The organism is Streptomyces sp. NPDC005181 (assembly GCF_040608395.1).
GTDB lineage: Bacteria > Actinomycetota > Actinomycetes > Streptomycetales > Streptomycetaceae > Streptomyces.
Genome location: NZ_JBEXID010000065.1, coordinates 1 through 22,839 on the forward strand (window position 1 = coordinate 1; position 22,839 = coordinate 22,839).

General features: G+C 68.8%; 22 protein-coding genes and 3 pseudogenes. 12 read left to right on the forward strand and 13 right to left on the reverse strand.

The window, feature by feature from the left end; all coding sequences use genetic code 11:
* The 5 genes and pseudogenes from ABZV38_RS29660 to ABZV38_RS29680 form a co-directional block, all read right to left on the reverse strand.
* Positions 1–193, reverse strand: a pseudogene (locus tag ABZV38_RS29660) (IS982 family transposase); the annotation flags it as partial.
* A gap of 50 nt (positions 194–243) precedes the next feature.
* Entirely contained in the window at positions 244–414 is a 171-nt protein-coding gene (locus ABZV38_RS29665; protein WP_356331512.1) for a DoxX family protein, read from the reverse strand.
* A gap of 61 nt (positions 415–475) precedes the next feature.
* On the reverse strand, positions 476–1,006 hold the full coding sequence (locus tag ABZV38_RS29670; protein WP_356331513.1) for a pentapeptide repeat-containing protein: 531 nt from the start codon (positions 1,004–1,006) through the stop codon (positions 476–478).
* Positions 1,007–1,139: 133 nt separating this feature from the next.
* Positions 1,140–1,574: an ankyrin repeat domain-containing protein gene (locus ABZV38_RS29675; RefSeq protein ID WP_356331514.1), complete on the reverse strand. Its 435-nt coding sequence runs from the start codon at positions 1,572–1,574 to the stop codon at positions 1,140–1,142.
* An 11-nt stretch (positions 1,575–1,585) separates the two neighbouring features.
* Positions 1,586–1,789 (reverse strand): annotated as a pseudogene (locus ABZV38_RS29680) (hypothetical protein); the annotation flags it as partial.
* 136 nt (positions 1,790–1,925) lie between these two features.
* On the opposite strand from ABZV38_RS29680, the gene ABZV38_RS29685 reads away from it, so the two are divergent.
* Complete coding sequence (locus ABZV38_RS29685) at positions 1,926–3,107, forward strand: hypothetical protein (protein WP_356331515.1); 1,182 nt, start codon at positions 1,926–1,928, stop codon at positions 3,105–3,107.
* A gap of 401 nt (positions 3,108–3,508) precedes the next feature.
* Positions 3,509–4,612: a hypothetical protein gene (locus ABZV38_RS29690; RefSeq protein ID WP_356331516.1), complete on the forward strand. Its 1,104-nt coding sequence runs from the start codon at positions 3,509–3,511 to the stop codon at positions 4,610–4,612.
* A 495-nt stretch (positions 4,613–5,107) separates the two neighbouring features.
* On the opposite strand, the gene ABZV38_RS29695 is transcribed toward ABZV38_RS29690, so the two are convergent.
* From ABZV38_RS29695 to ABZV38_RS29705, 3 genes and pseudogenes are all read right to left on the reverse strand, one after another.
* Positions 5,108–5,278, reverse strand: coding sequence for a hydrophobic protein (locus tag ABZV38_RS29695; protein WP_356331517.1), 171 nt, complete (start codon positions 5,276–5,278; stop codon positions 5,108–5,110).
* A gap of 147 nt (positions 5,279–5,425) precedes the next feature.
* Positions 5,426–5,824 (reverse strand): annotated as a pseudogene (locus ABZV38_RS29700) (IS200/IS605 family accessory protein TnpB-related protein); the annotation flags it as partial.
* A 3-nt stretch (positions 5,825–5,827) separates the two neighbouring features.
* Positions 5,828–6,283, reverse strand: a complete 456-nt coding sequence (locus ABZV38_RS29705) for a hypothetical protein (protein ID WP_356331518.1) — start codon at positions 6,281–6,283, stop codon at positions 5,828–5,830.
* Between the two features lie 1,093 nt (positions 6,284–7,376).
* Here ABZV38_RS29705 and ABZV38_RS29710 point away from each other — a divergent pair.
* The gene (locus tag ABZV38_RS29710; RefSeq protein WP_356331519.1) at positions 7,377–7,943 is read left to right on the forward strand and encodes an HD domain-containing protein; all 567 of its coding nucleotides are present in this window, start codon (positions 7,377–7,379) and stop codon (positions 7,941–7,943) included.
* Positions 7,944–8,104: 161 nt separating this feature from the next.
* A complete protein-coding gene (locus ABZV38_RS29715; protein WP_356331520.1) occupies positions 8,105–8,443 on the forward strand; it encodes a hypothetical protein in 339 nt (112 codons plus the stop codon).
* A 71-nt stretch (positions 8,444–8,514) separates the two neighbouring features.
* Here the strand turns inward: ABZV38_RS29715 and ABZV38_RS29720 are convergent, their stop codons facing one another.
* Positions 8,515–9,474: a helix-turn-helix transcriptional regulator gene (locus ABZV38_RS29720; RefSeq protein WP_356331521.1), complete on the reverse strand. Its 960-nt coding sequence runs from the start codon at positions 9,472–9,474 to the stop codon at positions 8,515–8,517.
* Positions 9,475–9,722: 248 nt separating this feature from the next.
* On the opposite strand from ABZV38_RS29720, the gene ABZV38_RS29725 reads away from it, so the two are divergent.
* The 4 genes from ABZV38_RS29725 (at position 9,723) to ABZV38_RS29740 (ending at position 13,599) form a co-directional block, all read left to right on the forward strand.
* Positions 9,723–10,490, forward strand: a complete 768-nt coding sequence (locus ABZV38_RS29725) for an SDR family NAD(P)-dependent oxidoreductase (RefSeq protein ID WP_356331522.1) — start codon at positions 9,723–9,725, stop codon at positions 10,488–10,490.
* Positions 10,491–10,592: 102 nt separating this feature from the next.
* The gene (locus tag ABZV38_RS29730) at positions 10,593–11,435 is read left to right on the forward strand and encodes an SDR family oxidoreductase (RefSeq protein WP_356331523.1); all 843 of its coding nucleotides are present in this window, start codon (positions 10,593–10,595) and stop codon (positions 11,433–11,435) included.
* Between the two features lie 157 nt (positions 11,436–11,592).
* Positions 11,593–12,810, forward strand: coding sequence for a glycosyltransferase (locus tag ABZV38_RS29735; protein WP_356331524.1), 1,218 nt, complete (start codon positions 11,593–11,595; stop codon positions 12,808–12,810).
* Between the two features lie 327 nt (positions 12,811–13,137).
* Positions 13,138–13,599, forward strand: coding sequence for a DUF6174 domain-containing protein (locus ABZV38_RS29740; protein ID WP_356331525.1), 462 nt, complete (start codon positions 13,138–13,140; stop codon positions 13,597–13,599).
* A 300-nt stretch (positions 13,600–13,899) separates the two neighbouring features.
* Here ABZV38_RS29740 and ABZV38_RS29745 read toward each other — a convergent pair whose 3' ends face one another.
* Positions 13,900–14,970 (reverse strand): mechanosensitive ion channel family protein, encoded by a 1,071-nt coding sequence (locus ABZV38_RS29745; protein WP_356331526.1) that lies wholly within the window; start codon positions 14,968–14,970, stop codon positions 13,900–13,902.
* Positions 14,971–15,505: 535 nt separating this feature from the next.
* Here ABZV38_RS29745 and ABZV38_RS29750 point away from each other — a divergent pair.
* Complete coding sequence (locus ABZV38_RS29750; protein ID WP_356331527.1) at positions 15,506–16,267, forward strand: IclR family transcriptional regulator C-terminal domain-containing protein; 762 nt, start codon at positions 15,506–15,508, stop codon at positions 16,265–16,267.
* 64 nt (positions 16,268–16,331) lie between these two features.
* Here ABZV38_RS29750 and ABZV38_RS29755 read toward each other — a convergent pair whose 3' ends face one another.
* A complete protein-coding gene (locus ABZV38_RS29755) occupies positions 16,332–16,916 on the reverse strand; it encodes a hypothetical protein (protein ID WP_356331528.1) in 585 nt (194 codons plus the stop codon).
* A complete protein-coding gene (locus ABZV38_RS29760; protein WP_356331529.1) occupies positions 16,913–17,458 on the reverse strand; it encodes a hypothetical protein in 546 nt (181 codons plus the stop codon). The genes ABZV38_RS29755 and ABZV38_RS29760 overlap by 4 nt, the downstream gene beginning before the upstream one ends.
* A 209-nt stretch (positions 17,459–17,667) precedes the next feature.
* On the opposite strand from ABZV38_RS29760, the gene ABZV38_RS29765 reads away from it, so the two are divergent.
* Positions 17,668–18,309, forward strand: coding sequence for a hypothetical protein (locus tag ABZV38_RS29765; protein WP_356331530.1), 642 nt, complete (start codon positions 17,668–17,670; stop codon positions 18,307–18,309).
* 70 nt (positions 18,310–18,379) lie between these two features.
* Positions 18,380–18,883 carry a hypothetical protein gene (locus tag ABZV38_RS29770; protein WP_356331531.1) on the forward strand — a complete coding sequence of 168 codons (504 nt, stop codon included), beginning with the start codon at positions 18,380–18,382 and terminating at the stop codon, positions 18,881–18,883.
* 578 nt (positions 18,884–19,461) lie between these two features.
* Here ABZV38_RS29770 and ABZV38_RS29775 read toward each other — a convergent pair.
* Positions 19,462–20,370 carry an aminoglycoside phosphotransferase family protein gene (locus tag ABZV38_RS29775; RefSeq protein ID WP_356331543.1) on the reverse strand — a complete coding sequence of 303 codons (909 nt, stop codon included), beginning with the start codon at positions 20,368–20,370 and terminating at the stop codon, positions 19,462–19,464.
* 311 nt (positions 20,371–20,681) lie between these two features.
* On the opposite strand from ABZV38_RS29775, the gene ABZV38_RS29780 reads away from it, so the two are divergent.
* The gene (locus ABZV38_RS29780; RefSeq protein WP_356331532.1) at positions 20,682–22,571 is read left to right on the forward strand and encodes a LamG-like jellyroll fold domain-containing protein; all 1,890 of its coding nucleotides are present in this window, start codon (positions 20,682–20,684) and stop codon (positions 22,569–22,571) included.
* Positions 22,572–22,839 lie beyond the last annotated feature (268 nt).

The following is a 22,839-nucleotide window of genomic DNA, read 5'->3' on the forward strand; positions in this document are numbered from 1 at the left end:
GGCGCAGCCAGCGCCGCTCGGAGGTGTAGCCGAGCAGCGCTGACATCACGGCGAGCGTCAGCAGTTCCGCGTCACTGAGCGTGGGCGTGATCCCGACCTTCGGACGCCAGGGGGCCAGCCATGGCGAAGCCTTCAACTCGTCGTCGATCCGGGCATAGAGTGCTGTTGCGAGGGTGTTCACGTCGTTCGTCACACATCGACACTGGACGCCCTCGTGCCATGTCCGCAGGCCATCCCTTGGACTCATTCATCTAGGCGGCCATGGGTGATCATCGCGCCGACCATGAGCAAAACCCAGCAGACGGCAGTCACCGGCACCATGACCGGTGCGATGTCGAGCACGGCGGGCAGGATCAGGCCAACCGCAGCGACTACGGTCGGCAACCCGGTCGTCTCGCCGGGGGTTGTGAGCACTTCGGCTGGTGAGGGCCGGCAGCTTGATCAGGGTTCTGATCGGCGTGCTGCCAGGCAGGGCCTACTCGTTCCCGCCATGCCCGGGCGGCCACCCGATGACACCTTCCGCTTGAACATTGCGCAGGGACGCTCCCTCGAACCGGGCACCGGTGACGTCGGTCAGTCCGAACGGGGGCATGCCAGTGTTCACGCATCCGAGCCTGGCGTCAGTAAGATCGGTGTCGCGCAGGTCAGCGCCCCGTAGATCGCATCCGGCCAGGCTGGCCTCGCGCAGTGAAGCCCCACGCAAATCTGCGCCGCTGAGGTCGCAGAACTTGAACCAGCACCCGTCCAGGGTGGCGTGGCGTAGATCGGCCTCGATGAACGAGCAGCGGCTGAACCGCAGCCGCGACGTGCGAGCGGAAGTAAGGTTCTGGCCGATGAAGTCCTCCCCGTTCACGGCCGCATGGCGGTGGAGCGCGGCAAGTCGTTGTCTCGCGGTCAGTGGCGTGGTCATGTGCGCCAGCGTGTCGGCCGGTTCGGTGGCTGTCGCCCGGATTTCCGGCAGTTCGCCGCCCTCCAGCCGATCACAGGAGGGCGGCCAGCGGCTCATCCGCCGCCCCCGAACCACCGGTGAACTGGCCTACTACCGCTGTCATTCCGCCCAGACGGTGCCGCTGCAGACCCTGGTAAAGGCCGCGGTTCCAGGTGACGAGTGGAGGAAGCCTTCCGGTCAAACGGCGATGCTACGTGCTTTGCCCGTGGGGGGTTGCTCCCGCTGTGATGAGGAGAGCGGCAGTTTCGGGATGGGGGCCGCCGATCGCCCAGTCCAGGGGGGAACGGCCCGTGCCGTGATCTTCATGAAGGTCCGGATCGGCGCCGTGTGCCAACAGTTCGCGCACCGTTTCGGTATACCCCCAGCATGCGGCTGCGCACAATGGCGTGCCGTCCGAGCCGAGTCCGCTGCTCTCGGTGTCCGGACAGGCCCCGGCTACCAGGAGCAGACGGGCGATCTCGGCCTGGCCATTCACGGATGCCACATACAGAGGGGTGGTGCCCTCGCTGTCCGCTCGCTCCGGGTCGGCCCCAGCCCGCAGAAGCGCCTTCACACGGGTGGTGTCCCCCCGTACGACTGCTTCGCCGAGGTGCCGGGAGAGCCTCTTCCGCTGTCGCTGGTTCATGGTTGCCGAGGTTAACGACTCGGCACGCGGCGGAGCCAGTCATATCCACTCGTTGCTGGCGCGACCAGCACGGTCGCCTCGTAGCGGACGACATGGCTGTCGTATCTCGTGGCCACGGCCCGTTGGTTCTTGAGGAGGTTGATCCCGCATTCGACCACGTGGCGCTCGCGGTAGTCGGTCGTGTCGGACTCTGGTGGCCGCCCGCCTCGGGGACCGAGTGTGGGGATCGGCCCTCGACACCCCACCCATACGTGAAGTCAACGTACGACCGTGATCCGTATGTGATCAGCGCCTCGTAATCTCCATGACCAGGGGATTCACGGGGGGCGCGACCAAGGGCGGGGACAGTAGATGACATACCGGCGCGCGGCGATACCGGCACTGGCCGGAGGGCTGCTGCTCACGGCGCTTCTGTGGTGGGCGGGGGCGAGTGCGCAGGCACTGCATCTGCCGGGCACCACCGGCGTGATCGGCGGCAGGGCCGCCGCCGAACTCGAACGCTGGCTCACCCCCTGGTCCTACGACCCTCCGAGCTCGGTTCGGCTCGGCGCCGAAGTCTCCGGCGGGATCGGGGACACGGCCGAGACCGACAGCACCCGCTACCTCGCGCTGTACGCCACCGCGCTGCAGATCCGGTTCGCCGCGGTCTTCGCCTTCTTCGTGCCCGGGGCGCTGCTCCTGATCCGCAGGCTGCCGCCGGTGCACGGCCGGATGCCGGCCGCACTGCTCGCGGTGTGGGCCTGGGGCCTGGTGGCCGGGACCCTGGCGGTTACCGTCTCCGCGCCGTGGCTGATCGCCGCGCAGGGGCACGGCAGTTACCGTTTCCTGCCCCAGTTGGCGGGCACGGTCTCCTCCGGACGGCAGATCCTGGTGGCGACCGCGCTGGTTACGGCAGCGGGGACGGTGCTCGCCGCGCGCGTCACCGCCAAGGGAGCCGGCCCGCTGCCGCAGGAGGTCGTTCCGGCGCGCGCCGCCCGCCTGGCCGCCACCGCCGGGACCGCGGTGATCGCACTGTCCCTGGTGGTCCTTTCGTATCAGCCGGTTGCCGCCGCCCTCCAGACGGCCTCCCCGGACGGCGGGCTGTTCGCCGAACCGGGCGAACTCCTGCGCCAGTGGCTGCTGCTCGGCGCCTGGTCGGGCCCAGCGGGCGCGCCGCTCGGCGACTGGCTCCTGTACCGGGCCGCCGACGTGCTGTTGCTCGCTGTGGTGTGGTGGGCACTGCGGCGGCTGCCCGGGCTGCTCACCCGGACCACCGTCCCTGCGATGGCGGCGGGCGCAGTCTGCGCGACCGTCCTCGGGCTGCTGGCGAGCCAGCTGCTGCGGGTGGCGACGGACGTGACAGGCCTGCGCTGGGGGCTGCTGCAGCTGTCCGCCGGTATCGGTGGCGACGTCCCGGCCGCCCTGACCTGCGGCCTGGTGGCAGGAGTCGCGGCTGCCGTGACGCTGCGGGTGGCCGTGGGCCGCGCAGCGACCGCCGACGCCACGGCCTTCGTCCAGGGCTCGCCCGACCCTGGTGCGGTTGAACTTCGATGAGATCGGTGGGCTGCCACGGCACTGCCGTCTTTTCTCCTCAATATTCGCGGGCCGGTTGATCACCAACTGCCTCCTGAATCCGCCGTCAAGTGCTGTTCCTGGACACGCACGAAGCCAACGGGACTCTGAGGGACGCGCACTGACTGGTGGGCAGGCCGCATCCGCACCGCCGGGCACGCCACCGCCGCCATTCTTCTCGGTCACGACACCCACACGTTGACGGTTCTGGCGATCGCGTACGGCAGTTCGGCTTGCACCTGCGGGACCTGAGCCAGCGGGGGTTCCAGGGCTGGTCATGTGGGGACTTGGGTTCGTGGTGGTGCGGCTGAGCTATGTGATGATGCACGGATAATGACCGGCCCTGGGGGGACCGGGAGCAGGAGAAGGATCGGGAGCGCATCGTGGGCAAGGGCGGGACGTCCATACCGGACGAGGAATGGGAGCGCTTCCTACGGGAGGCCGAGGCCGGGACTCAAGGCGCGCCCGAGGAGCCGTCGGCGCGGGCCCGGATTGTGACGCAGCGGCTGCGGGAGGAAACCGGCCGGCCGGAGGGGTGGCGCACTCACCAACTGCCGCGGCGGCGACGGGGTAACGGCTGGTACGCGGTCGGTCTGCTGGTTGTGGTCGGCTTGCTGGTCGTTGCACTGGATCCGGGGCGGGTGGCTGGCTGGTTCGGAGGCGGGGGCGGAAGCGGTGAGAGTGCGCCGCTCGCCGCGGAGTCGGTACGTCCGGATCTGCCGCCGGCGACGGAGGCGGCAGCCCAACTGCCCACAGCGGAACAGCCGTTCAGAGGGTCGCCTGCGGCGCGGTGGGGCGACGGGCCAGCAGGGATCCGCGTTCCTGCGGCACGCGCGACCGGCTGGATGAGCAAGGAACAGGTCGCGCAGGCGCTCGATCGGACCCGGGCCTTTCTTGCCGCGTCCAGCCTGGATCCTGGTGTGCTGTACGGTGAGCGGCCGACGAAGGCGATCGCGTTGATCAATCCGCATCAGCAGGATGTCCAGGACTACCTGGCGACCGCGTTCCGCGCGCCCAGTCGGGAGAGTGATCCTCTGCTGCTTTTCAGCCGTTTCGCGAAAACGAAGGTGCGACTTGTCGGCGACGTGGTCAAGACACGAGGGCGGATCACGTACCGGGAAGGTAAGCGCGGTGCAGTCGAGGTGACCACTGATGTCACGTACGTCTATCCGGTCGTACGCGCTGCAGCGGGAAGCGACGAACTCGCGCGCACCATTGTGCGCCGCGAGGTCGTGATGAGCTGGGACAACCCGGCGAAGGTGGTCGTCGAGCCGGGGACGTTCTCCCTGGTCTCCTACAAGGTAGACACCGCCAACGGCGGCTGCGACACCTTCACCGGCTACCTCACCCCCGAGTTCAGCGCCGAGCGCACGGTCACGGGAACGGGAGACGGCCCCGAGGTCGACCCGTACGACCGGAGCACATCGATGGACGCGCGCATGCGGGAGGCCGGCGAAGCGGGGTGCGGAACCGCCACACGGTCGTGAGCGGCAGCGACTTGTGCGTTCGAGAGGATCTCAGGACGGCGCTCGGACGAATCCAACTGTCCGCTTCACACAGCCGGGCATGACGGTGGGACGCGAAGACCTCCGTGCGTGGTGTGGAGCCCAGACACCTCCACCACACCGGAGGTCTTCGTCTTGATCAAGACCCATGAGTGTCGACAGCGCTCGTGATCAATACACCTGGTGGCGGCCGTTTTCGGGCACACCGGGGCCGCCCCTATTCGATCACAGCACTGGCTGCGGCCGGCATCGATCTCGTCCTCGACGATGCGCCGGTCCACCGCCGCGATCGCACGGAGGCACACGGCGCGGTCAGCACGGGCGGGATGCCCGAGGCCCCCGCGGCGGCGGACTGCGCGGTGACCGGGCCGCTGATCGACTGGATCGCGGCAGGCTTCGCGTCGTCCTCGGCCGAACAGACGGGCGGCTCCAGACCTGAAGGTCTGGAGCCGCCCAACAGGCTGGGGCTGCATCTCTCTACCAGCGGTACCAGCGGCCACGACGACCACCGGCTCCGACGGAACGCATGGCGAATCCGAGTAGCCAGACAGCCAGCACGATCACGGCGACGATCCACAGAGCCTTCAGTGCGAAACCAGCACCGAAGAGAACCAGGGCGAGCAGGAGAACGAGAAGCAGGGGAACCATAGTTATCAACCTCCAAAGCACCGTCTGCCCTGGCACCACCCCGCCATTCGCCCGATATTTATGTGTTTCCCATTCCTCGGTGCGGGCAACTGGTACGAGGTACTGCAGGCGCAGGCTGCTTCGCGAAGTGGGACGGCGCCGCGAGCCCCCGAACCGCTTCCCCGACTCACCGTCGGCAGCGAGGAACCAGCGTTCCCGCCACTGGTCTTCAGTGAGCTGGGCCTGGGTGAGGTGGTGGCGGGTGTTCAGGAGACGTTTGCCACCCCGTACCACCCGCAACCGTCCGGCCTGCCACTCGGCAACAGCAGCAGCGTGCCGCGCCTCCAGTGACGCGGGGCAGCGGGACTTGCGGAACCACTCGTTCTTCGACCGGTAGCCGCCCGCAGCCCGCTTCGTTCCGCGTTCCCCGATCGGGAGGGACAGGCGGTGCCGCAACGTTCTGATCCCGGCCGCCAGGGTGTGCATGTGCGCCGCCCGGCAACGGCGGGCCAGGGCCCACCGATCACGGGTGGCCTTGGTGATCGCACCGGCGATCCGCGACGACGAACGCTACTGGCGCGGACGGTCGAACCAACCCCTGGTGTCCTGTCTGGTCGAGAGGGCGATCACGAGAGCGCCGGCTGCGACGGCAATGCCCCACGCGCCGTTGTGCAGCTTCGCGCTGATCGCGGTGCTGGTGATGATCAATGAGCCAACGATGATCAATGAGCCGACAACAACTGCGCCGATGCGGACGCGGTGGCCGCCGGTGGTGAATTTCGCGGCAATGACGATCGCGGCTGCGGCGAGCAACCCGAACGGGAGCGCCGCAAGGAGAAGTAGGCCCACTACGAGTTGGCCCATCGCACCGGTCTGCAAGGTGGCAGCGGTCACCATGAGCCACAGGGCAGCGACGACGTTCCCTGCGCCCACGACGAGGAGCAGCGCGCGGGCGGACTTGACGGTGCCGGGCATCTGGCTCACGCGGGTTCCCTTGAACAGGCTCACGTGGGTGGCGGCGCGCACTGCGCCGCCGGCCACCTGTCGTCGCCCGTGCACCGGTGCACGACCTCGTGGCGATGGCCGCGGAGGCACAGGATAGGAGCAGGTCGGCGGTGGACGGCCGGGTCATGCGAACTCGTTAGCAGTGAGCGGATCCACACCTTCGTCACGCGTGGCTCAGGAGGGATTACGACTGTCCGACCTCGTCAGAGCCATCACGCCGGCCACCGAGCACGGACCGGTCGGCCCGACCGAGGCCGAGCGCCTGCTGACGATCGCCAACCACAGCATACGCGGGCGCTGCCCCCTGCTCTCATGTGTGTTCCGGGCGGTTCTCACCGCCCGGAACCCTCACGACGCCGGTGCAGTAGCGGGCTTACCTGGTGAGTTCGGCCGGTTCATCCAGCCGCGTCAGCTTCCGCGGGTTTGCCACCGTGTAGATTCGGGTGACCTGCCCGTTCTCCGCCACGAGGCTCACCGCGGCCTGTCGGCCGTAGATTTCGATCCGGCCCGCAGTGGTGACTCGCCGGGGGATCCAGCGTGGCCGTACCGAGCGACGCCACTCATGCAGGAGTTCAGCGCGCTGTGAGCCAGGCTCGATCGGCAGTTGGACGCGTGGGCTGTCCGCGAGGGGCAGCCGTTCCTGATCAGTCCGACGGGCGCGTACGACGTCGCGTTGGACCGGCTTTCTCGGAGTGGCTGGCGTCCGCCCCGTGGAACACGCAGGCCGCGCACGCCCGGGACCTGCGGACGTCTTCCGACTTCCTCCGGTTTGCCCGTGGGCAGGGCCACTGGCAGGACGCCACGGTCGGCGACCGCGCGGCGTGGTCGCCGTGGAGCAGGTCGGCGGGCTGGGCTGAGGTGCGGCAGGTGCCGGCGGCGGCGTCGCACACCGGGCCGCGCCGGGAGGTGAAGTGGCTGCCGCCGTCGTCGTACCGGCTGTGGCGGAACCTGGGACTGTGCGGGTTCGACGCGCGGGAGCTGCCCCGGGGGAGGCGCAGCGCGCGGCGGCGCAGCCAGGAGCAGCGGTCGCGCTTCGGGCCTTCTTGGCCGCCCGGCCCCCTGGAGTACGTCGCGCATGCACCCGCCGTACGGACGACTTCGGCAGCGTGCAGGCATGAACGGAAAGGGACCGTCGTCCGTGGACGAGCTCATGGCACTGCTGGCCGACTGCGAGGACGCCTGGGACACCCCGGACCGCTCAGGCGACCCGGTGGACATCCTCGACCATGGCCTCCAGGTTGCGGCGGTCCTCGCCGAGCACCACCCCGACGACGAGGAGCTGCAGGTCGCCGGGCTCGTCCACGACATCGGCCACCACCTGCTGCCCGGCGACGAGGCCGGCCACGGTGAGCACGCCGCGGCGGCCGTCGCCGGCCTCCTCGGCGCCCGGGTCGCCCGCCTGGTCGCCCTCCACATCCCCGCCAAGCGCTACCTGGCCGCCACCGACGCGCACCTCGCGCTGTCCCCGGAGAGTGCCCGCACCCTTGGCTGCCAGGGCGGCGTCATGACGTCGGAGGAAGCCGCCGTCTTCGGGACAGATCCCGACTTCACGGCGGCGGTCGCGCTGCGCCGCGCCGACGACGCGGGCAAAGTCGTGGGCCTGCGCGTGCCGGGTCTGGACTGCTGGTGGCCCGTGGTGGAGCACGTGGCCGCGGCAGCAGCGCGAGCCAGGACCGCGTAGGGCTTGGCTCACGTGGGTGGCGGCGCGCACTGCGCTGCCGGCCATCCGTCGTCGCCCGGCCTCGCCTGGTCCTTGGCCTCCGGCTGCCGAGCGGAGGGCTGAATGACAAGCTGGGTACCTGTATTGATGCGCCATCAGGCTGCTGCCTCTACGGTTCGGCCATGACGGACAGTCGATCGGACGGGCGTGCCGCATCGATCGCGCTTCGCGTGCTGGGTGGGCTGACGGCCACGCTGCTGGCCCTTGCGGTGGCTCTTCACGGACTTCTCATGGGTCTGGAGGGCGCCCACTGCGAGACCGTCCTCGTGCTCGTCGCGCGATGCGACGCTCTCACACACTGGACAGTTCGGATCCTGGTGCTGGGGGTGGTTCCGATCGGCTGGGTCACGGCAGTCGGCGGGGTCTTCCTGCCGCCTCCGCGCGCCAGACGCTACTGGTGGTCCGGAACGCTGGGGCTGCTCATGGGATGGCTGACCGCCTTCCTGATCGCATTTCGCTAGGACCAGCAGGTCACGCCGGCCAGATGGTGCGGGTCATGACGTTGACGACCAGTGCAGCCAGGGCTCGCCGATCAGTCGGGTGTCTGGGCCGACTCAGCCGGGTCGGAGTCGTGGGTCGGTGCGGACGGCTCGATGTCGTCGTTGGCCGCGGCCCAGCTGGCCAGCAGGTTCAGGGACTCTTGCGAAGGTGACCCGGCCTCGGCGGTGTAGGTGAGGAGGCTCTGGCCGGCGTCGGCCCCCAGTGGGAAGGTCTCGAAGGGCAGGTCGAGGTCTCCGACGACCGGGTGATGGAGGAGCTTCATGCCCGTGGTGTGGATCCGGACGTTGTGGGCGGCCCAGCGGCGACGGAACTCCTCACTGCGGGTGGACATCTCCCCGATCAGGTCCGACAGCCGCCGGTCGTAGGGATCGCGGCCGGCCTCGGCGCGCAGCATGGCGACCGTGTCGTTGGCGACCTTGTCCCAGTCGCGGAAGAACTCGGTCGCGCCCAGGTCGAGGAAGACGAACCTGGCGTTGTTGGGCGGCCGCACCGGGTCGGCGTAGACCGGCGAGAACAGGGCGCGCCCGAGATGGTTGGCGGCCAGGATGTCCAGACGTCCGCTGAGTACGAACGCGGGCGTGCCGATCATCGAGTCGAGGACGCGCTGCACCGTGGGCCGGACACGCTGCTGGGCCGGCCGACGGCGCGGCGGACGAGTCGTGGCGGCGCCGCGCAGGAGGTCGAGCAGGTGGGCTCGCTCGGCCTCGTCGAGCTGCAGCACTCGCGCGATGCCGTCGATGACGCTCTCGGAGACGCCGGTGGCGTTGCCGCGCTCCAGCCGGGTGTAGTACTCGCTCGAGATGCCCGCGAGGAGCGCGACCTCCTCGCGGCGCAGCCCGGAGACTCGTCGGCGGTCTCCGCCGTACACGGGCAGTCCGGCCTGCTCCGGGGTGACCCTGGCCCGTCGCGTGCCCAGGAATTCCCGGATCTCCGCACGGAAATCTCCACGGAAGTCATGGTTTGCGCCGTAATGGTCGCTTCTGCCTGCCATGTGCTCCACTCTACGAGCGCTTCCGCATAGCTGGGGGTTCCTCTCAGTACCCCCCTTCATCAGGGTCTCCCGCCGTCCCGCGACAGCCGGTTCTGTAGATGGTGCAACGACCACGGCGGTGTGAATCGCCGATACGGCGGCGCGTCTGCCGCCCGCCTGCAGACCCACTGCGGCGCCTGCGCCACGGACGGGTCCGCCCGTCGGCCCTGCGCCGCACATCGAGAGAACCGAAGAACAGGACACCCCCCATGGCAACGAAACTGACCGGCGCCGTCGCTCTCGTCACCGGCGCGAGCAGCGGTATCGGCGCCGCCACCGCCCGTCGGCTCGCCGAGCACGGCGCCTCCGTCGCCCTCGTCGCCCGCCGCAAGGACCGGCTGGACGACCTCGCCGCCGAGATCGGGAAGGCAGGCGGAACCGCCCTGGCGGTGGAAGCGGACATCACCGACCGCGCCGAGGCCGAGACCGCCGTACAGCGGACAGTCGAGCGCTTCGGACGCCTCGACACCCTGGTCAACAACGCCGGCCTGATGCTCCTGGGACCCGTCGTCGGCGCGGACGCCGACGAGTGGGAACGCATGATCGCCGTCAACGTCCAGGGCCTGCTCTACACCACCCGCGCCGCCTTGCCGCACCTGCTCAAGGCCGCCGAGGAAGGCCCCCGCCGGGTCGCCGACATCGTCAACATCAGCTCGATCGCGGGCCGCGTGGCGTGGAACGGCTACGGCGTCTACAACCTCACCAAGTTCGGCGTGAACGGCTTCACCGAGTCCCTGCGCCAGGAAGTCACCCAGCGGCACGTCCGCGTCGGTCTCCTCGAGCCGGGCGGCGTGGACACCGAGCTGGGCTCGCACAACGACCACAAGCCCGAGGTCCGCGCGGCGATCGACACCTTCTACGAGCAGACCGAGGTACTTCTCCCCGACGACATCGCCGACGGCGTCGCGTACATGGTCACCCGGCCTCGCCACTCCTCTGTCGGCGAACTGTGGATCATGCCCACCGACCAAGCCTGACCCCGGCTGCCCCCAGCCGTCGCCCGGCCACCCGCCGGGACGCCAGGCATCATCACCACGCAACACCGGGTGCCCGACGACGGCACCTGAAAGGAACCCCTCATGAGCAAGGTCATTCTCGTCACCGGTGCCGGACGCGGTCTGGGCACGGACACCGCCCGCGAAGCCCTCGCCGCCGGCCACCAGGTCGTCGCCACCGGCCGCCGCCCCGAAGAGGTCGAGAGGACCCTGGGCGGGCCGCAGGACAACCTGCTGGTCATCAAGCTGGACGTCACCAGCCTGGACGACGCGCAAGCAGCTGCGCAGGCCGCCGTCGACCGCTTCGGCCGCATCGACGTCCTGATCAACAACGCCGGAAACTTCTTCGCCGGCTACTTCGAGGAGATCACACCCGCGCAGATGCGCCAGCAGATCGAAACCAACCTCTTCGGCCCCATGAACGTCACCCGCGCCGTCCTGCCCTTCATGCGAAAGCAGCGCGCCGGTCACATCATCACCCTCTCCTCCTCCGCCGGCATCATCGGCCAGGAGTTCTGCGTTGCCTACGCCGCCTCAAAGTTCGGCGTGGAGGGCTGGATGGAGTCACTGCGGTACGACGTCGAGCCGTACAACATCCACACCACAATCGTGGAACCCGGCTTCTTCCGCACCGAGCTGCTCGTGGACGCCTCCACCACCTGGCCCGAGCCGTCCGTCGACGACTACGCCGAGCGCACCACCGCCACCATCGCGGCCTGGAAGAGCATGAACGGCCGGCAGAGCGGCGACCCCGCCAAGCTCGCCCGCGCCCTGCTGGCCATCGCCGACCAGGAGAAGCCGCTGCTGCGCTTCGTCGCCGGCGCCGACGCAATCCAGGGCGTCGAGGCCAAGGCCAGGGAACTCCTCGCCCAGGCCCAGGCGTCCCGCGAACTGGGCGGCGACCTGGCCTACGGCGCGGCTTCGTGAGGAGGCTGTCCGTCCACTGCGGACTCTGAGGGAAAGGGGGAGTGCCCACCCCCTTCCATGATCAACATATAGCGCACCGGGGGGCTTGCGGCAAGACCCTGGTTGCACCGCAGAATCACCCACCGAAGCCAGGATCTGCGGAAATGAGAATCACGAAATGCGTGTGGTGTTGTCGACTTACGGGTCGCGCGGGAGCGTCGAACCGATAGCGGGACTCGCGGTGCGGTTGCGGGAACTCGGCGCGGAGGTGCGGGTGTGCGCGCCGCCGGACGAGGAGTTCGTGAAGCGCCTGGCCGAGGTCGGCGTGGAGATGGTGCCGACCGGCCAGCCGGTGCGCCCGCTGGTGACCACGGTGACGCCGGGGTCGGCGGTGGGCCTGGCGCAACGTGCGGCCGAGTTGATGGCCGCGCAGTTCGACACGGTCGCCGCGGCGGCCGAGGGATGTGATGCGCTGGTGGCGACCGGCCCATTGCCGGCCACGGCCGGCGCGCGGTCGGTGGCCGAGAAACTGGGCATCCGCTACGTACACGTGAGCCACCAGCCGGTCAGCCTGCCGTCGCCGCACCGCCGCCCGCCCGCGCGGCGGGGCAAGCCGTTGCCACCGGACGTGACCGACAACCGGGCGCTGTGGGACCTGGACGCTCAGATCGCGACCGCGATGTTCGGCGAGATGCTCAACACCCAGCGGGCGTCGATCGGCCTGCCACTGGTGGACAACGTCCGCGACTACGCCTTCACCGATTACCCGTGGCTGGCCACGGACCCGATCCTGGACCCGTGGCAGGAGCCGGCGGACCTCGACGTCGTGCAGACCGGCACATGGGTCCTGACCGACGAACGCCCACTCCCCGCCGAGTTGGTGGCATTCCTGGACGCCGGCACACCACCGGTGTACGTCGGCTTCGGCAGCACGCCCATGAGCGCCCCGAAGGACGTCGCCCGGGTGGCCATCGAAGCGATCCGTGCGCAGGGCCGCCGCGCGGTCGTCTCCCGCGGCTGGGCCGACCTGGCCCTGATCGACGACCAGGACGATTGCTTCGTCGTCGGCGAGGTCAACCAGCAGGCACTGTTCCGCCGGGTGGCCGCCGTCGTGCACCACGGCGGCGCGGGCACGACGACGACGGCCGCCGGGGCCGGCGCGCCTCAGGTGGTGGTACCCCAGGGGGCGGACCAGCCGTACTGGGCCGCCCGGGTGGCCGACTTGGGCATCGGCACGGCACACGACGGTCCCACCCCGACCTTCGAGTCCCTGTCGGCCGCGCTCAAGACGGCCCTGCCACCCGAGACCCACGCACGAGCGAGGTCCGTGGCCGGCACGATCCGCACCGACGGGGCGACGGCGGCCGCGAAACTGCTGCTCGACGCGATCAGCTGAGAAGGGCCGCCCATGTCCGCGTGAACCACGCGGGATCGCCGTGCGAGGGAGGGTGCCCGGCGCCGGGCTGCACCGCCAACTCGGAACGCTCGACGAGACCGGCATACCCGCCGGCGTTCCGCGGCGACGGCCCGGCCGGAGCACCGGCGAGCAGGAGCACCGACCTCCAGGATCATTCTGTTAGGAGTTCCGAGGCCATCTGCCTTCCGGCGATCCGAAAGTAGACATGTCCACTGTGAATGCAAGCAACTCCGTGCAGACCGGGGCAGGAACCGAATCCATGGTGACGCCGTCGAAGAGGCAATTGAGCTGCTGAAAGGCCTGACCGTGACGAAATCCAGCACGCATCTGCTCGCCGCATCCGCTGTGCTTGCCCTCGCCGTGGTCGGCTGCGGCACAGGATCCACACCGGCCACCGCCGGAGGCGGTGTCCAGGCAAAGCCAGCCCGATGGTCCGAACCGAATCGGTATTCCTTCCGGCTTCTCTCCGAGTCCGGGGAGCGGGGCGGCCTTGGGGACTACCGGATCACCGTGGGAAACGGGAAGGTCGTCAAAGCGATCGGCCTCGACGAGCCGGCCCGGTTCACGGTCGAGGAGAATCCGCAGGACGTCCCGACGCTTGGCGGTCTCCTCACTGATCTCCAGAAGGCCCGAGCAGGCCGGGCTGATGTCGCGGAGGCGGTATTTGCCGCAGATGGACACCCCACTGAGATTCACTTCGACTGGCTGGCGAAAGCCATCGATGACGAGGCCGACTATCTCGTCACCGAATACCGCGAACTCCCTTGACCGGCACGCAAACTGCCGCCGCCCTTCGGCCGGGCGGCGGCAGTTCGACGACACGCCCTCTACACACTCTTTTTCGGATCACGCCCACACGGCGCCCCGACAGCCGCACCCGGCTGAACCGCCCGTTCCTCGGCAGGAGCGGTCTGGCACCCCTCAGGCGTCGGGGTTCTTGCCCTCTGCCGTCTTCTTGATCCGGTCGATCGCTTGTCGATCACGGCCCAAAGGCCTGCGAGATTCTTACGACCGCGCAGGCCGGCGGCGAGCTCGCCCCCGCCCGGTTGCCGGGGCTCGGGAGGCAGCTCACAAACCAACGGTGCGCTGCTGCGGGATCGGAACCGGCGTCTCGCTCTGCTGCACCGCCACCGTCCGCATCGGGGCGGGAATCCTGATGCCTTCGGCCCGGTAGCGCTGGTGCAGCCGCTTGATGAACTCGTGCTTGATCAGGTATTGGTCGCTGAACTCGCCGGCCCTGAGGATCACCGTGAAGTTGATCCTGGAATCCCCAAAGGTGTGGAACCGGACGGCCGGCTCATGGTCGGGGACTCCGCCGGCGATGTCGGTCATGACGCTTTCGACGACCTCGGCGGTCACGCGCTCGACGTGCTCCAGGTCGCTGTCGTAGCCGACTCCGACCTGGACCAGCACCGACATCTGCTGTTCTGGCCGGTTGAAGTTGGTCATATTGGTGCCGGCGAGCTGGGCATTGGGGATGATCACCAGGTTGTTCGACAGCTGACGCACCACGGTATTACGCCAGTTGATGTCGACCACGTACCCTTCTTCGCCGCTGCTCAGCCGGATGTAGTCGCCGGGTTGCACCGTCTTCGAGGCGAGGATGTGCACGCCCGCGAACAGGTTGGCGAGGGTGTCCTGCAACGCCAGAGCGACCGCAAGACCGCCCACACCCAGTGCGGTGAGGAGCGGGGCGATGGAGACGCCCAGTGTCTGCAGTACGACGAGAAAGCCCATCGCCAGCACCACGATGCGCGTGATGTTGACGAAGATGGAGGCCGATCCGGCCACACCGGACCGGGACTGGGCAACGGACCTCACCAAACCGGTGATCACCCGGGCCGCAGTGAGTGTGGCGACCAGGATGAGCAGCACGGTCAGCGCCTGGTTGACGTCGCGTCCGACCTGCGAGGTCAGCGGAAGCACCGTGGCGGCCGCCGCCACGCCCGCCGCTATCGCCGCCCAGGGCGCCAGGGTCCGCAGGGCATCGACGATGACGTCGTCCCCGCTCCACCGGGTCCTGCTGGCACGATCTCCCAGCCACCGCAGGGCGGCGCGCAGCAGCAGTCCTGCCAGGACGCCGGCGGCCACCGCGATCCCGGCGACGATCAGGTCGTGGAGCGTGAGTGCCCGGTTCACCGGTTGCCTCCCGCCGCGAGGGGGAGCGGGCCAGCGGCGGAATCCGGCGCCGGGCGCCGTATGTGATATATCGTCACTTTGTGTTACCTGCTCGATTCTCGGATCCGAAACGATCTTTCATCCTGCCGCATCCGGCAGGGCGGGCGGCACGCGGCCTCGGCTTGCCCGTCCGACCCACGGAATCATGTGGATTCGGCCGCGCATGGGCATGAGAGAGCCGATCAGGACGGCCGGAGACAACGGACACTGACCAGCGCGGGGCCATGGTGATCACCGTCGCACGAGCTGAAAGACAACCCGTGAGGCGATTGAGGACACAGATTGACCGCAAGCTCCGCAACCCGGTCAAGGTTTGCAGCCGCAGCACCAGCCGGCCTGGGACCGAGGCTGCCTGGAGGGCGAGAGCTGAGACCCGCGGGGGCGGTGAACAGACTGGACCACCGCATACAGTCGTCGCACCTCCTCCATGCACCCAGGTCGGGCACATATGCAGGACGCCTTGCCGCCCTCCGGCACCGGGTCCATGCTTGTTGGCATGGGTGACCAGGCCGGCCCCGAACTCGCCGCGTCCGTTCAACGCGCCCTCCGCTTGATGGAGGCCGCAGAGGCGCACGCGGGAGGTGCCCCTGCGCAACAGCTGGCCCGGGAGGCGGGGCTGCCATGGGCCACCGCCCATCGGCTGCTGTGCGCGCTCACCCACGACGGATACTTGACAGAGCTGGACGACGGCGCTTTCGTCCTCTCCGGCAAGCGCCACCCGCTGGGCGCCGGCGCCGGACGCAACGGACGGGAGCTACGGGAGCGTATCCGCCCCGCCCTGGCTTCCTTGCGCAACGATCTTTCAGCCGCCGTTTATCTGACTCTGTACGAGGGGGGCGAAATCCGTGTCATGGAAATCGTCGACAGTGCCCGGACTCCGCGCGTGGACCTCTGGGTAGGCTTCGAGGACGCCGGACACGCCACGGCACTGGGCAAGAGCGTGCTGCGTGAACTGGACGAGGAGGCGCGCGCCGACTACCTCTCCCGGCACTCGCTGGCCGAACTCACGCCCCGCACCATCACGCGCAGGGAGGAGCTGATGCGGCAACTCGACTCAATGACAGCGCCGGTGGTCATGGACCGGGAAGAGTACGCCTGCGGTACGACATGCGTCGCGGTGCCCGTGTACAGCGGTGACCAGGTCGGTGCGCTCGGTATCTCCTTCCGATCGGACCGGATGTACCGCACCACGCAGGTCCGGGCGAAGCTGCTGGCGTCGGCGGCACGCGTGACCAGAGGGCTCTCGCTCCCTGACTGAACCCGGCCCGACTACCGCGCCCACGTACCGCGTCAGGTCCGCCCGGCAGGCTGCAGTCCTCGCATCATGTCGATGAGTCGGCGGGCTTGAGATCGAGCGGTGGTGAGGGAAGCCCGAAGCGCTCGGCAACGATCCGCACCGTCTGGGCGCCATCCGCGTTGAAGCCGGGATCGGTGTCGTACCCCGGAGTGTCCCGGCCGACGATCCCGGCTTCCAGCAGCTCGCGTACGAGCAGGTCGGCCATGCCTCCGGCACGCCGTGATTCGCGGCGCCGGCCAAGGTTGAAGTACGCCTGCTCGAACCCGCCGCGGCTGTAGGCGAACTGGAACGGGTGCTCGGCGCAGTGAGGGACCATGTAGTTCTGCCCGTGCGGGCACGCGCATGCGGGCGTGGATGCCAGGAACACGGTTTCAACGCGAGCCGGATCATTTGCGCGGTCCGCGTAGCGGTAACCGGTGATGTTGCGGGCCAGCTCCCAGGCGGTCTGTCCATGCGGGGCGGTGTAGGCGTCGTGCGTGACCCATGCCCAGCCAGACGATTCACCGGTGGAGACGGCAGGACGCTCGGCCTCAGCGAAGATGCCGGACAAGGTCGGCAGGGTCATGCCCTTGCAGAAGGTGACGAAGGTGTTCGGGGCAAGCCAGATCACTTCGCGGTCACCCCCACAGACAGAGGCGGCGAGGGCAGCGCGAAATAGTCGGCGATCACTGTCACGAGACGCTCGTGATCCTCGTAGTGGTGGTCGAAGCAGTCGTGACTGTCGTCGCCTTGTCGTCCGCATTCCGCAAGGGGGCCAATGAGGTTCGCGGCCAGGAGTTCGGGAGACAGGTAGTCCGGGTTCTCGCCCACCCGCTGCTGAAGGTCCTCGAAGCTGAACCAGAGGATCGTGCGACCGTCCCGGTGGTACCCGAATGCAGGCGAGAATGCCTTGGCACTGCAGGGCTCGGTCACGAGCACGACGATCTCCGCACCGTCTGGGCACATGCCGCTGTAGTCGACGTCGTCGTAGTCCTCGGCATCCCAGTTGTGCATGTCGTGCACCGCCCACGCCCACCCGTTCGCCTCGCCGTACGCGAGGGGTTCTCGCAGCCGGTCGCCAAGGCCTCGGACGAATGTGTCGAGTGGTATGCCCCGGGCGAACACGACATTCACCTCGTGGCCGAGGAAGGAGCCCTGTATCCAGTTGGTCATGCACGCACCCTAGGCGCTGGGACTGACGACCGGACGAGGAGGCAATCTCCACAATCCGGCAGTCGTGACCCCCATCAAGTTGACCCGGCAGGCCAGTTGCCCGCAGCTCGGCGGGGAGTGCCTCGTGCAGGCGGGGCCGGACAGGCAGTGGCGACCGGTGGGCGGACGGAGATACTGGGTCCGTGGATAGGGAGTGCGTGGTCGACCGTTTGAGTGCTCGCGTATACGTCGGCCTGCGCGAAGGGCGGCTCGCCGCCCAGGACGTGGTCGATCTGGCCTGTGAACTGATGGACCAGGGGCACGGGTCGGACGCTGTGCGGGAAGTGGTGGAGCGTCACCCTGCTCAGGTGACGCCCCAGGAGATGGCCGGCCTGGCCGGGCGGATACTGGCGCAGACATGCTTCGATCCGGGCTTCGACCTGGCACCGGAGCGACTGGACATGCTGCGTCACGCGCTGAGGATCGCTGCCCGGGACCTGCCCGCGGCCGGGATTGTCGGCGAACCGCGGTTGGTGGTCATGGAGGACGCCTTCCCCGTGGCCGCCGGAGTTGTGCTGGCTGACGGACGGCGGCTCAGCGGCGACGGCAGACTGCACCCGTGCACGGGCGACGACCGGGTCGGGGCCGTGGCGGCGGTGGCGTGCCTCATCCAGGAGGACCTGCTGAAGCAGACCTGGAAAGTATGGCCGGAGTGCGCCGACCACGGTTTGGGCGTCCATATCGTCGAACACGGGACCACGGTGGTGTGGTGGTGCATGGGCATGGGCGGCCATGTGCTTGCCCGCGTCGGGGAACTGGCCTTCAGTGAAGGAGGGGGATCCCACCACAGCCGCTCACGCACCCGCTCCTGAGCACCCCGCCACCCTGTATGGTGACGTGCACCCGTCACGCGATGCGGGTTTTGTTCAACGGGGGGTAATCGTGAAGATGCGCCATGTCCGCGCGGTCGCTGTCTTCGGCATCGTCCTGATCACGCTCACCGGCTCCCGCGGCGGCGGCTGCGACAGCAGCTCGAGCTCCAGTAGTTCCACCACCGGCGGCAGCCACGACAACGGCACCTCCGGCGGCGATGACTACACGGACGCCCCCACACCCTCCCCCACCCCGACCGAGACCGTCCCCGTCGACGCCATGAGCGAAGTGACGATCGACTTCTGCTCCATCAACCCCGCGGCGACCGAGATCCGCGGCCAGCTTCAGATGGACAACGACACCGCCTTCAGCCAGACCTACGACATCACGGTCCACTTCGAGGGCGACTCCCCCACCGCAGCCCCGATCGTCGCGAAAGTCACCGATGTGACGGTAGGCGATGGCCAGACGTACTTCATGTACGCGAGCGCCCCCTACACGGGCCCCGGCAAGGGAAACGATTTCAGGGACTGCAAGGTCGTCAGCGCGACCCGCACCCCGAAGGTCTCCTAAGGGCTGTCCCGTAATCCCTGGCGGGCGCGCGACGACAGCTACGGCACCTCGCCGCGTTGTCGGAGCGCCCGAATACGCCCAGTATGAGGACGCTCCTCCGCCTTGCGATGCACCGCATCTGACGCTGCGCGCTGATCCACCAGGGATTACGGGACAGCCCTCAGGTTCGCAACCAAGCCCCGCCTTTACCTTGCACGTTGATCCAAGCGCCTCTGGACGCAGGTCGCACGACCACGTCCGTGAACGCCCTGCCGGCCTACTCGGAGCCTGGCTCCGGGATCGATGGCTCAGGTGGCTGCAGGACAGTGTCGGGGGACCACGACACAAGGCCGGCTGACGGGGTGGCAGAGAACGGCCGGGGCGTCCGACAGCTCGACGCCACCAGCATCGACCGCCCAGTGACTCCGCCCACCTGATCACTTGCCGCGCACCACTTCCTTGCGCCTGGAGCGTCTCGGACCGCACGAGCGCGGTTTCGGCATCGTCGCGGGCGAAGGTGCTCCCTTACGCGCGACGTTCCGTCGCGTTCCACTGAACCCGCGCCGTCCAGCCCTTCCTTCCGGCCCGGAGGAGGCCGCTCAACGTGCAGCGGCGTCAGTGAGAATCGATTGAAGTCGTGCTCGGCATTCGGCGACGAAGGCGGGGTAGGTGTGCCAGTAATAAGAGACTCCGCTGACGCCGACCGCGATCGCCCAGGCGCGGGCGCGGGCCCAGGTGAGATCGTCGAGGCCCAGGGTGTTCCAGTAGACCTCTCGTGCTTGCGGTGGCAGGTCCCAGAGTGTGGAGTGCTCGGCGTCGGGAAAACCGACTGAGAGGCCTCCGAAGTCGATGACCGCGTGGAGCCGGCCCTCCCGAACCAAGAGGTTGGTGGGCTTGAGGTCGCCGTGGAGCCACACGTCAGGTCCGGAAGGCTCGGGCAGGGCGAGCGCGGCTCGCCACAACTGTTCCAAAGTCTCAACGTCGAGCTCCGGGCCCACGGTGGTTCGGCAGTCTTCAAAGCACTTACTGATCCAGTGGTCGCATGCCTGCAGGCTGCCGCCGCGGTACCAGCTGAGGTCATCCGTGCGAGTCGCTCCCATGAGGTCGATGCTGTGGAGCTCCCGTACCATCGCCGCCAGGTCGGCTCCGAAGGCGCCCCAGTCCCGGACGGTGTCCGGGCCGGCTTCGTCACCGTCGATCCAGCGGTAGACCGACCAGACGAGCGGGAAGGCGTTGGTGGGCGCCCCGGCATGGAGGGGCTCGGGGATAGGGCACGCGAGGAAGGGCGCCAGGCGAGGAAGCCATTCCTGCTCCTTTCGCACGGACCGTCCGTTGTCGGCGGTTCGTGGAAGTCGCACGAGCAGGTCATCGCCCAGCCGGTACATGATGTTGTCCGTGCCCGCGCCTGCGGGCGACAACGGCAGGTCAGCCCACTCCGGGCGCTGTGCCTCCAACAGTGACCTGACTATCGCCTCGTCGACCGAGACCTCATTCTCGTGAAGTGTCATGCCGGAAGTCTCTTCGCTGGATGGCACGGGAAGCCAGCGACTTTCCGTTGACTCCCGCCTTTCCCCTCGAAGATCTCGGGCCGGCGATTCCAAGCAGCCGGGCCCTGCTGATCGCGCGCCTGTCAGGGGCGCGGGTCAAGGCACCCGCTCGTCCACCGGATGCCCGGTACGCACCGTTCGCCCGCCCACGGCGGCTGCCCACCCGAAGGTGCCCACCATCCGGCCCTTGTGGTTTAGACCACCTTCACCGTCCGGCTATCGGCGATCAGCATGATCCCTGCTGTCATACCGGGGGTATTCAGGGAGATCGCATGAGCAAAACCAGTCATCCGGGACCGGGTCGCCGCAGCCTGCTGCAGGCGGCGCTGGCCGTCCCGGCGGTCGGAGCGGCCGCCACGGTCCTCGGCACGCAGTCCGCGCAGGCCGCCACGGCGCAGTCATCGGCAGCCGGCTCCGGCAGCCACCGCTTCGACGAGGAGAGCCCGCGCTTCGCACTGGCGGTCCTGCCGGACACCCAGTACCTCTTCGACGCGGACAGCGCGGACCCGGAGCCGCTGAAGGAGACGTTCCACTACCTGGTGGCCCAGCGTCAGGAGGCGAACATCGCCTTTATGACGCACCTGGGCGATGTCACCGAGCACGGGAGCGAGGAGGAGATCGGCCTCGCGGCGGACACCTTCCGGACCATCCATGGCAAGGTGCCCTACAGCGTCCTCGCCGGCAACCACGACATCAACTCGGGCACCGACGACCAGCGCGGTGACACCGCCTACCTCCGGGCGTTCGGGCCGCGGCGATTCACCTCCATGCCGACCTTCGGCGGCGCATCGCCGGACGGCTACAACAGCTACCACGTGCTGCAGGCGGCCGGGCGCGAGTGGCTGATGCTCGCCCTCGACTGGCGCGCCTCCGAGAAGGGGCTGGCCTGGGCGCAGGGCGTCCTCGACGCCCACCCGACCCTCCCGGCCATCCTCACCACCCATGACATCGCCTGGGCCGAGGACAACGGCCAGGCACACCTGTCCGACAACGGACAGCGGCTCTGGGACCGCATCATCCGCGGCAATGACCAGATCTTCATGGCGCTGGGCGGGCACTACTGGCCTCCGGGACGCACTGTGCTCACCAACGACGCCGGCCACGATGTGCATGTGCACATCACCAACTACCAGGACCGCTACTACGGCGGTGCCGGCATGGTCCGGCTCTACTCCTTCGACATGGTCCGCAAGGTCGTCGATGTCGAGACATTCTCTCCGTGGTTCCTCGCCCGCGACCCCGAGAAGCGGACGCCATGGGAGGCCGAGACCGTCGAACTGACCGGCCCGGTGGACCGGTTCTCGCTGGACATCGACTTCTCGGAGCGGTTCGAAGCATTCGCACCGGTGGTTCCTCCGGCGCCGCGTCCGGCCTCCCGGGTGATGCCGCGGGGCACTGTCGCCTACTGGCGGTTCGACTCCTCCGGTCTCGCGGGGGCCGGCACTGCCGGTTCCGCCGTGGCCGCGGGCACCGTGGCACGCGACCTGTCGGGGCACGGAAACGACCTCCGGGTCCAACTGCTCCACGACAGCGCCTCGAAGGCCCTCACCTGGTCGGGCGATCACCATGCCGAGCAGCCGGCCCACGCCAGCCTCCGCTTCGACGGCGGCAAGTCGCCGGACCGGGGCGCGATCCTCACCACGGCCGCCCAGGCGCCGCTGAACAGCTTGACGTTCACCTCGGGCTTCACCATCGAGACCTTCATCAAGCTGCCGGAGCCGTTCGAGGGCGACCACGCCTGGATGGGCATCCTCAGCTGGGAAGGGCGCAACGGCGACGCAGGCAAAACCACCGGATGGTCGACGGAGGAGCCCACCTGCAGCCTCAATGTCACGCCTGAGCGTTTCCTGCAGTTCGTGCTCTACCCGCACGTCCAGGACGCCGACCCGACGTCATGGAGCCACGCGCTGCCCGTGGGTCGCTGGATCCACATCGCGGTCGTCAACAACGGTCACCGCACGGTGATGTACGTCGACGGGTCGAAGATCGCCCGGAACCCGTCCCAGCCGGCCACCGGCATCGCAACGCTCGGAAAGCCGTTCGTCATCGGCGGTACCCAGTTCGCCGAGCAGTTCGGCCAGAGTTACTACGGCTGGGTCGGCGACACCCGAATCGTCGACCGGGCGCTGACGCCGAAGGATTTCATGGCCCCGTTCGCGTAACGGCGGCAGCGGGGCGGGCGGATGGCCGACCGGGTCCGTGCCGGCCCGGGAGCCACGCGGTTGTCGCTCCCGGGCCGTGTTGCGTCATCCGGCCGGTGGGCCGAGGGGCGGTGCGAGGGTACGTTCGGCTGGGGCATCCGACCGCCGCGGACAGGGCACGGCAGCATGGCCGCGGCCACACCTGCATTCCGGCGGGAACTGGGGGCAGGCCGGAGACGACCGGAGCCGACGCCGCCTGCGCGGTGCCGGCTCCCCTCCCCGCCACCAC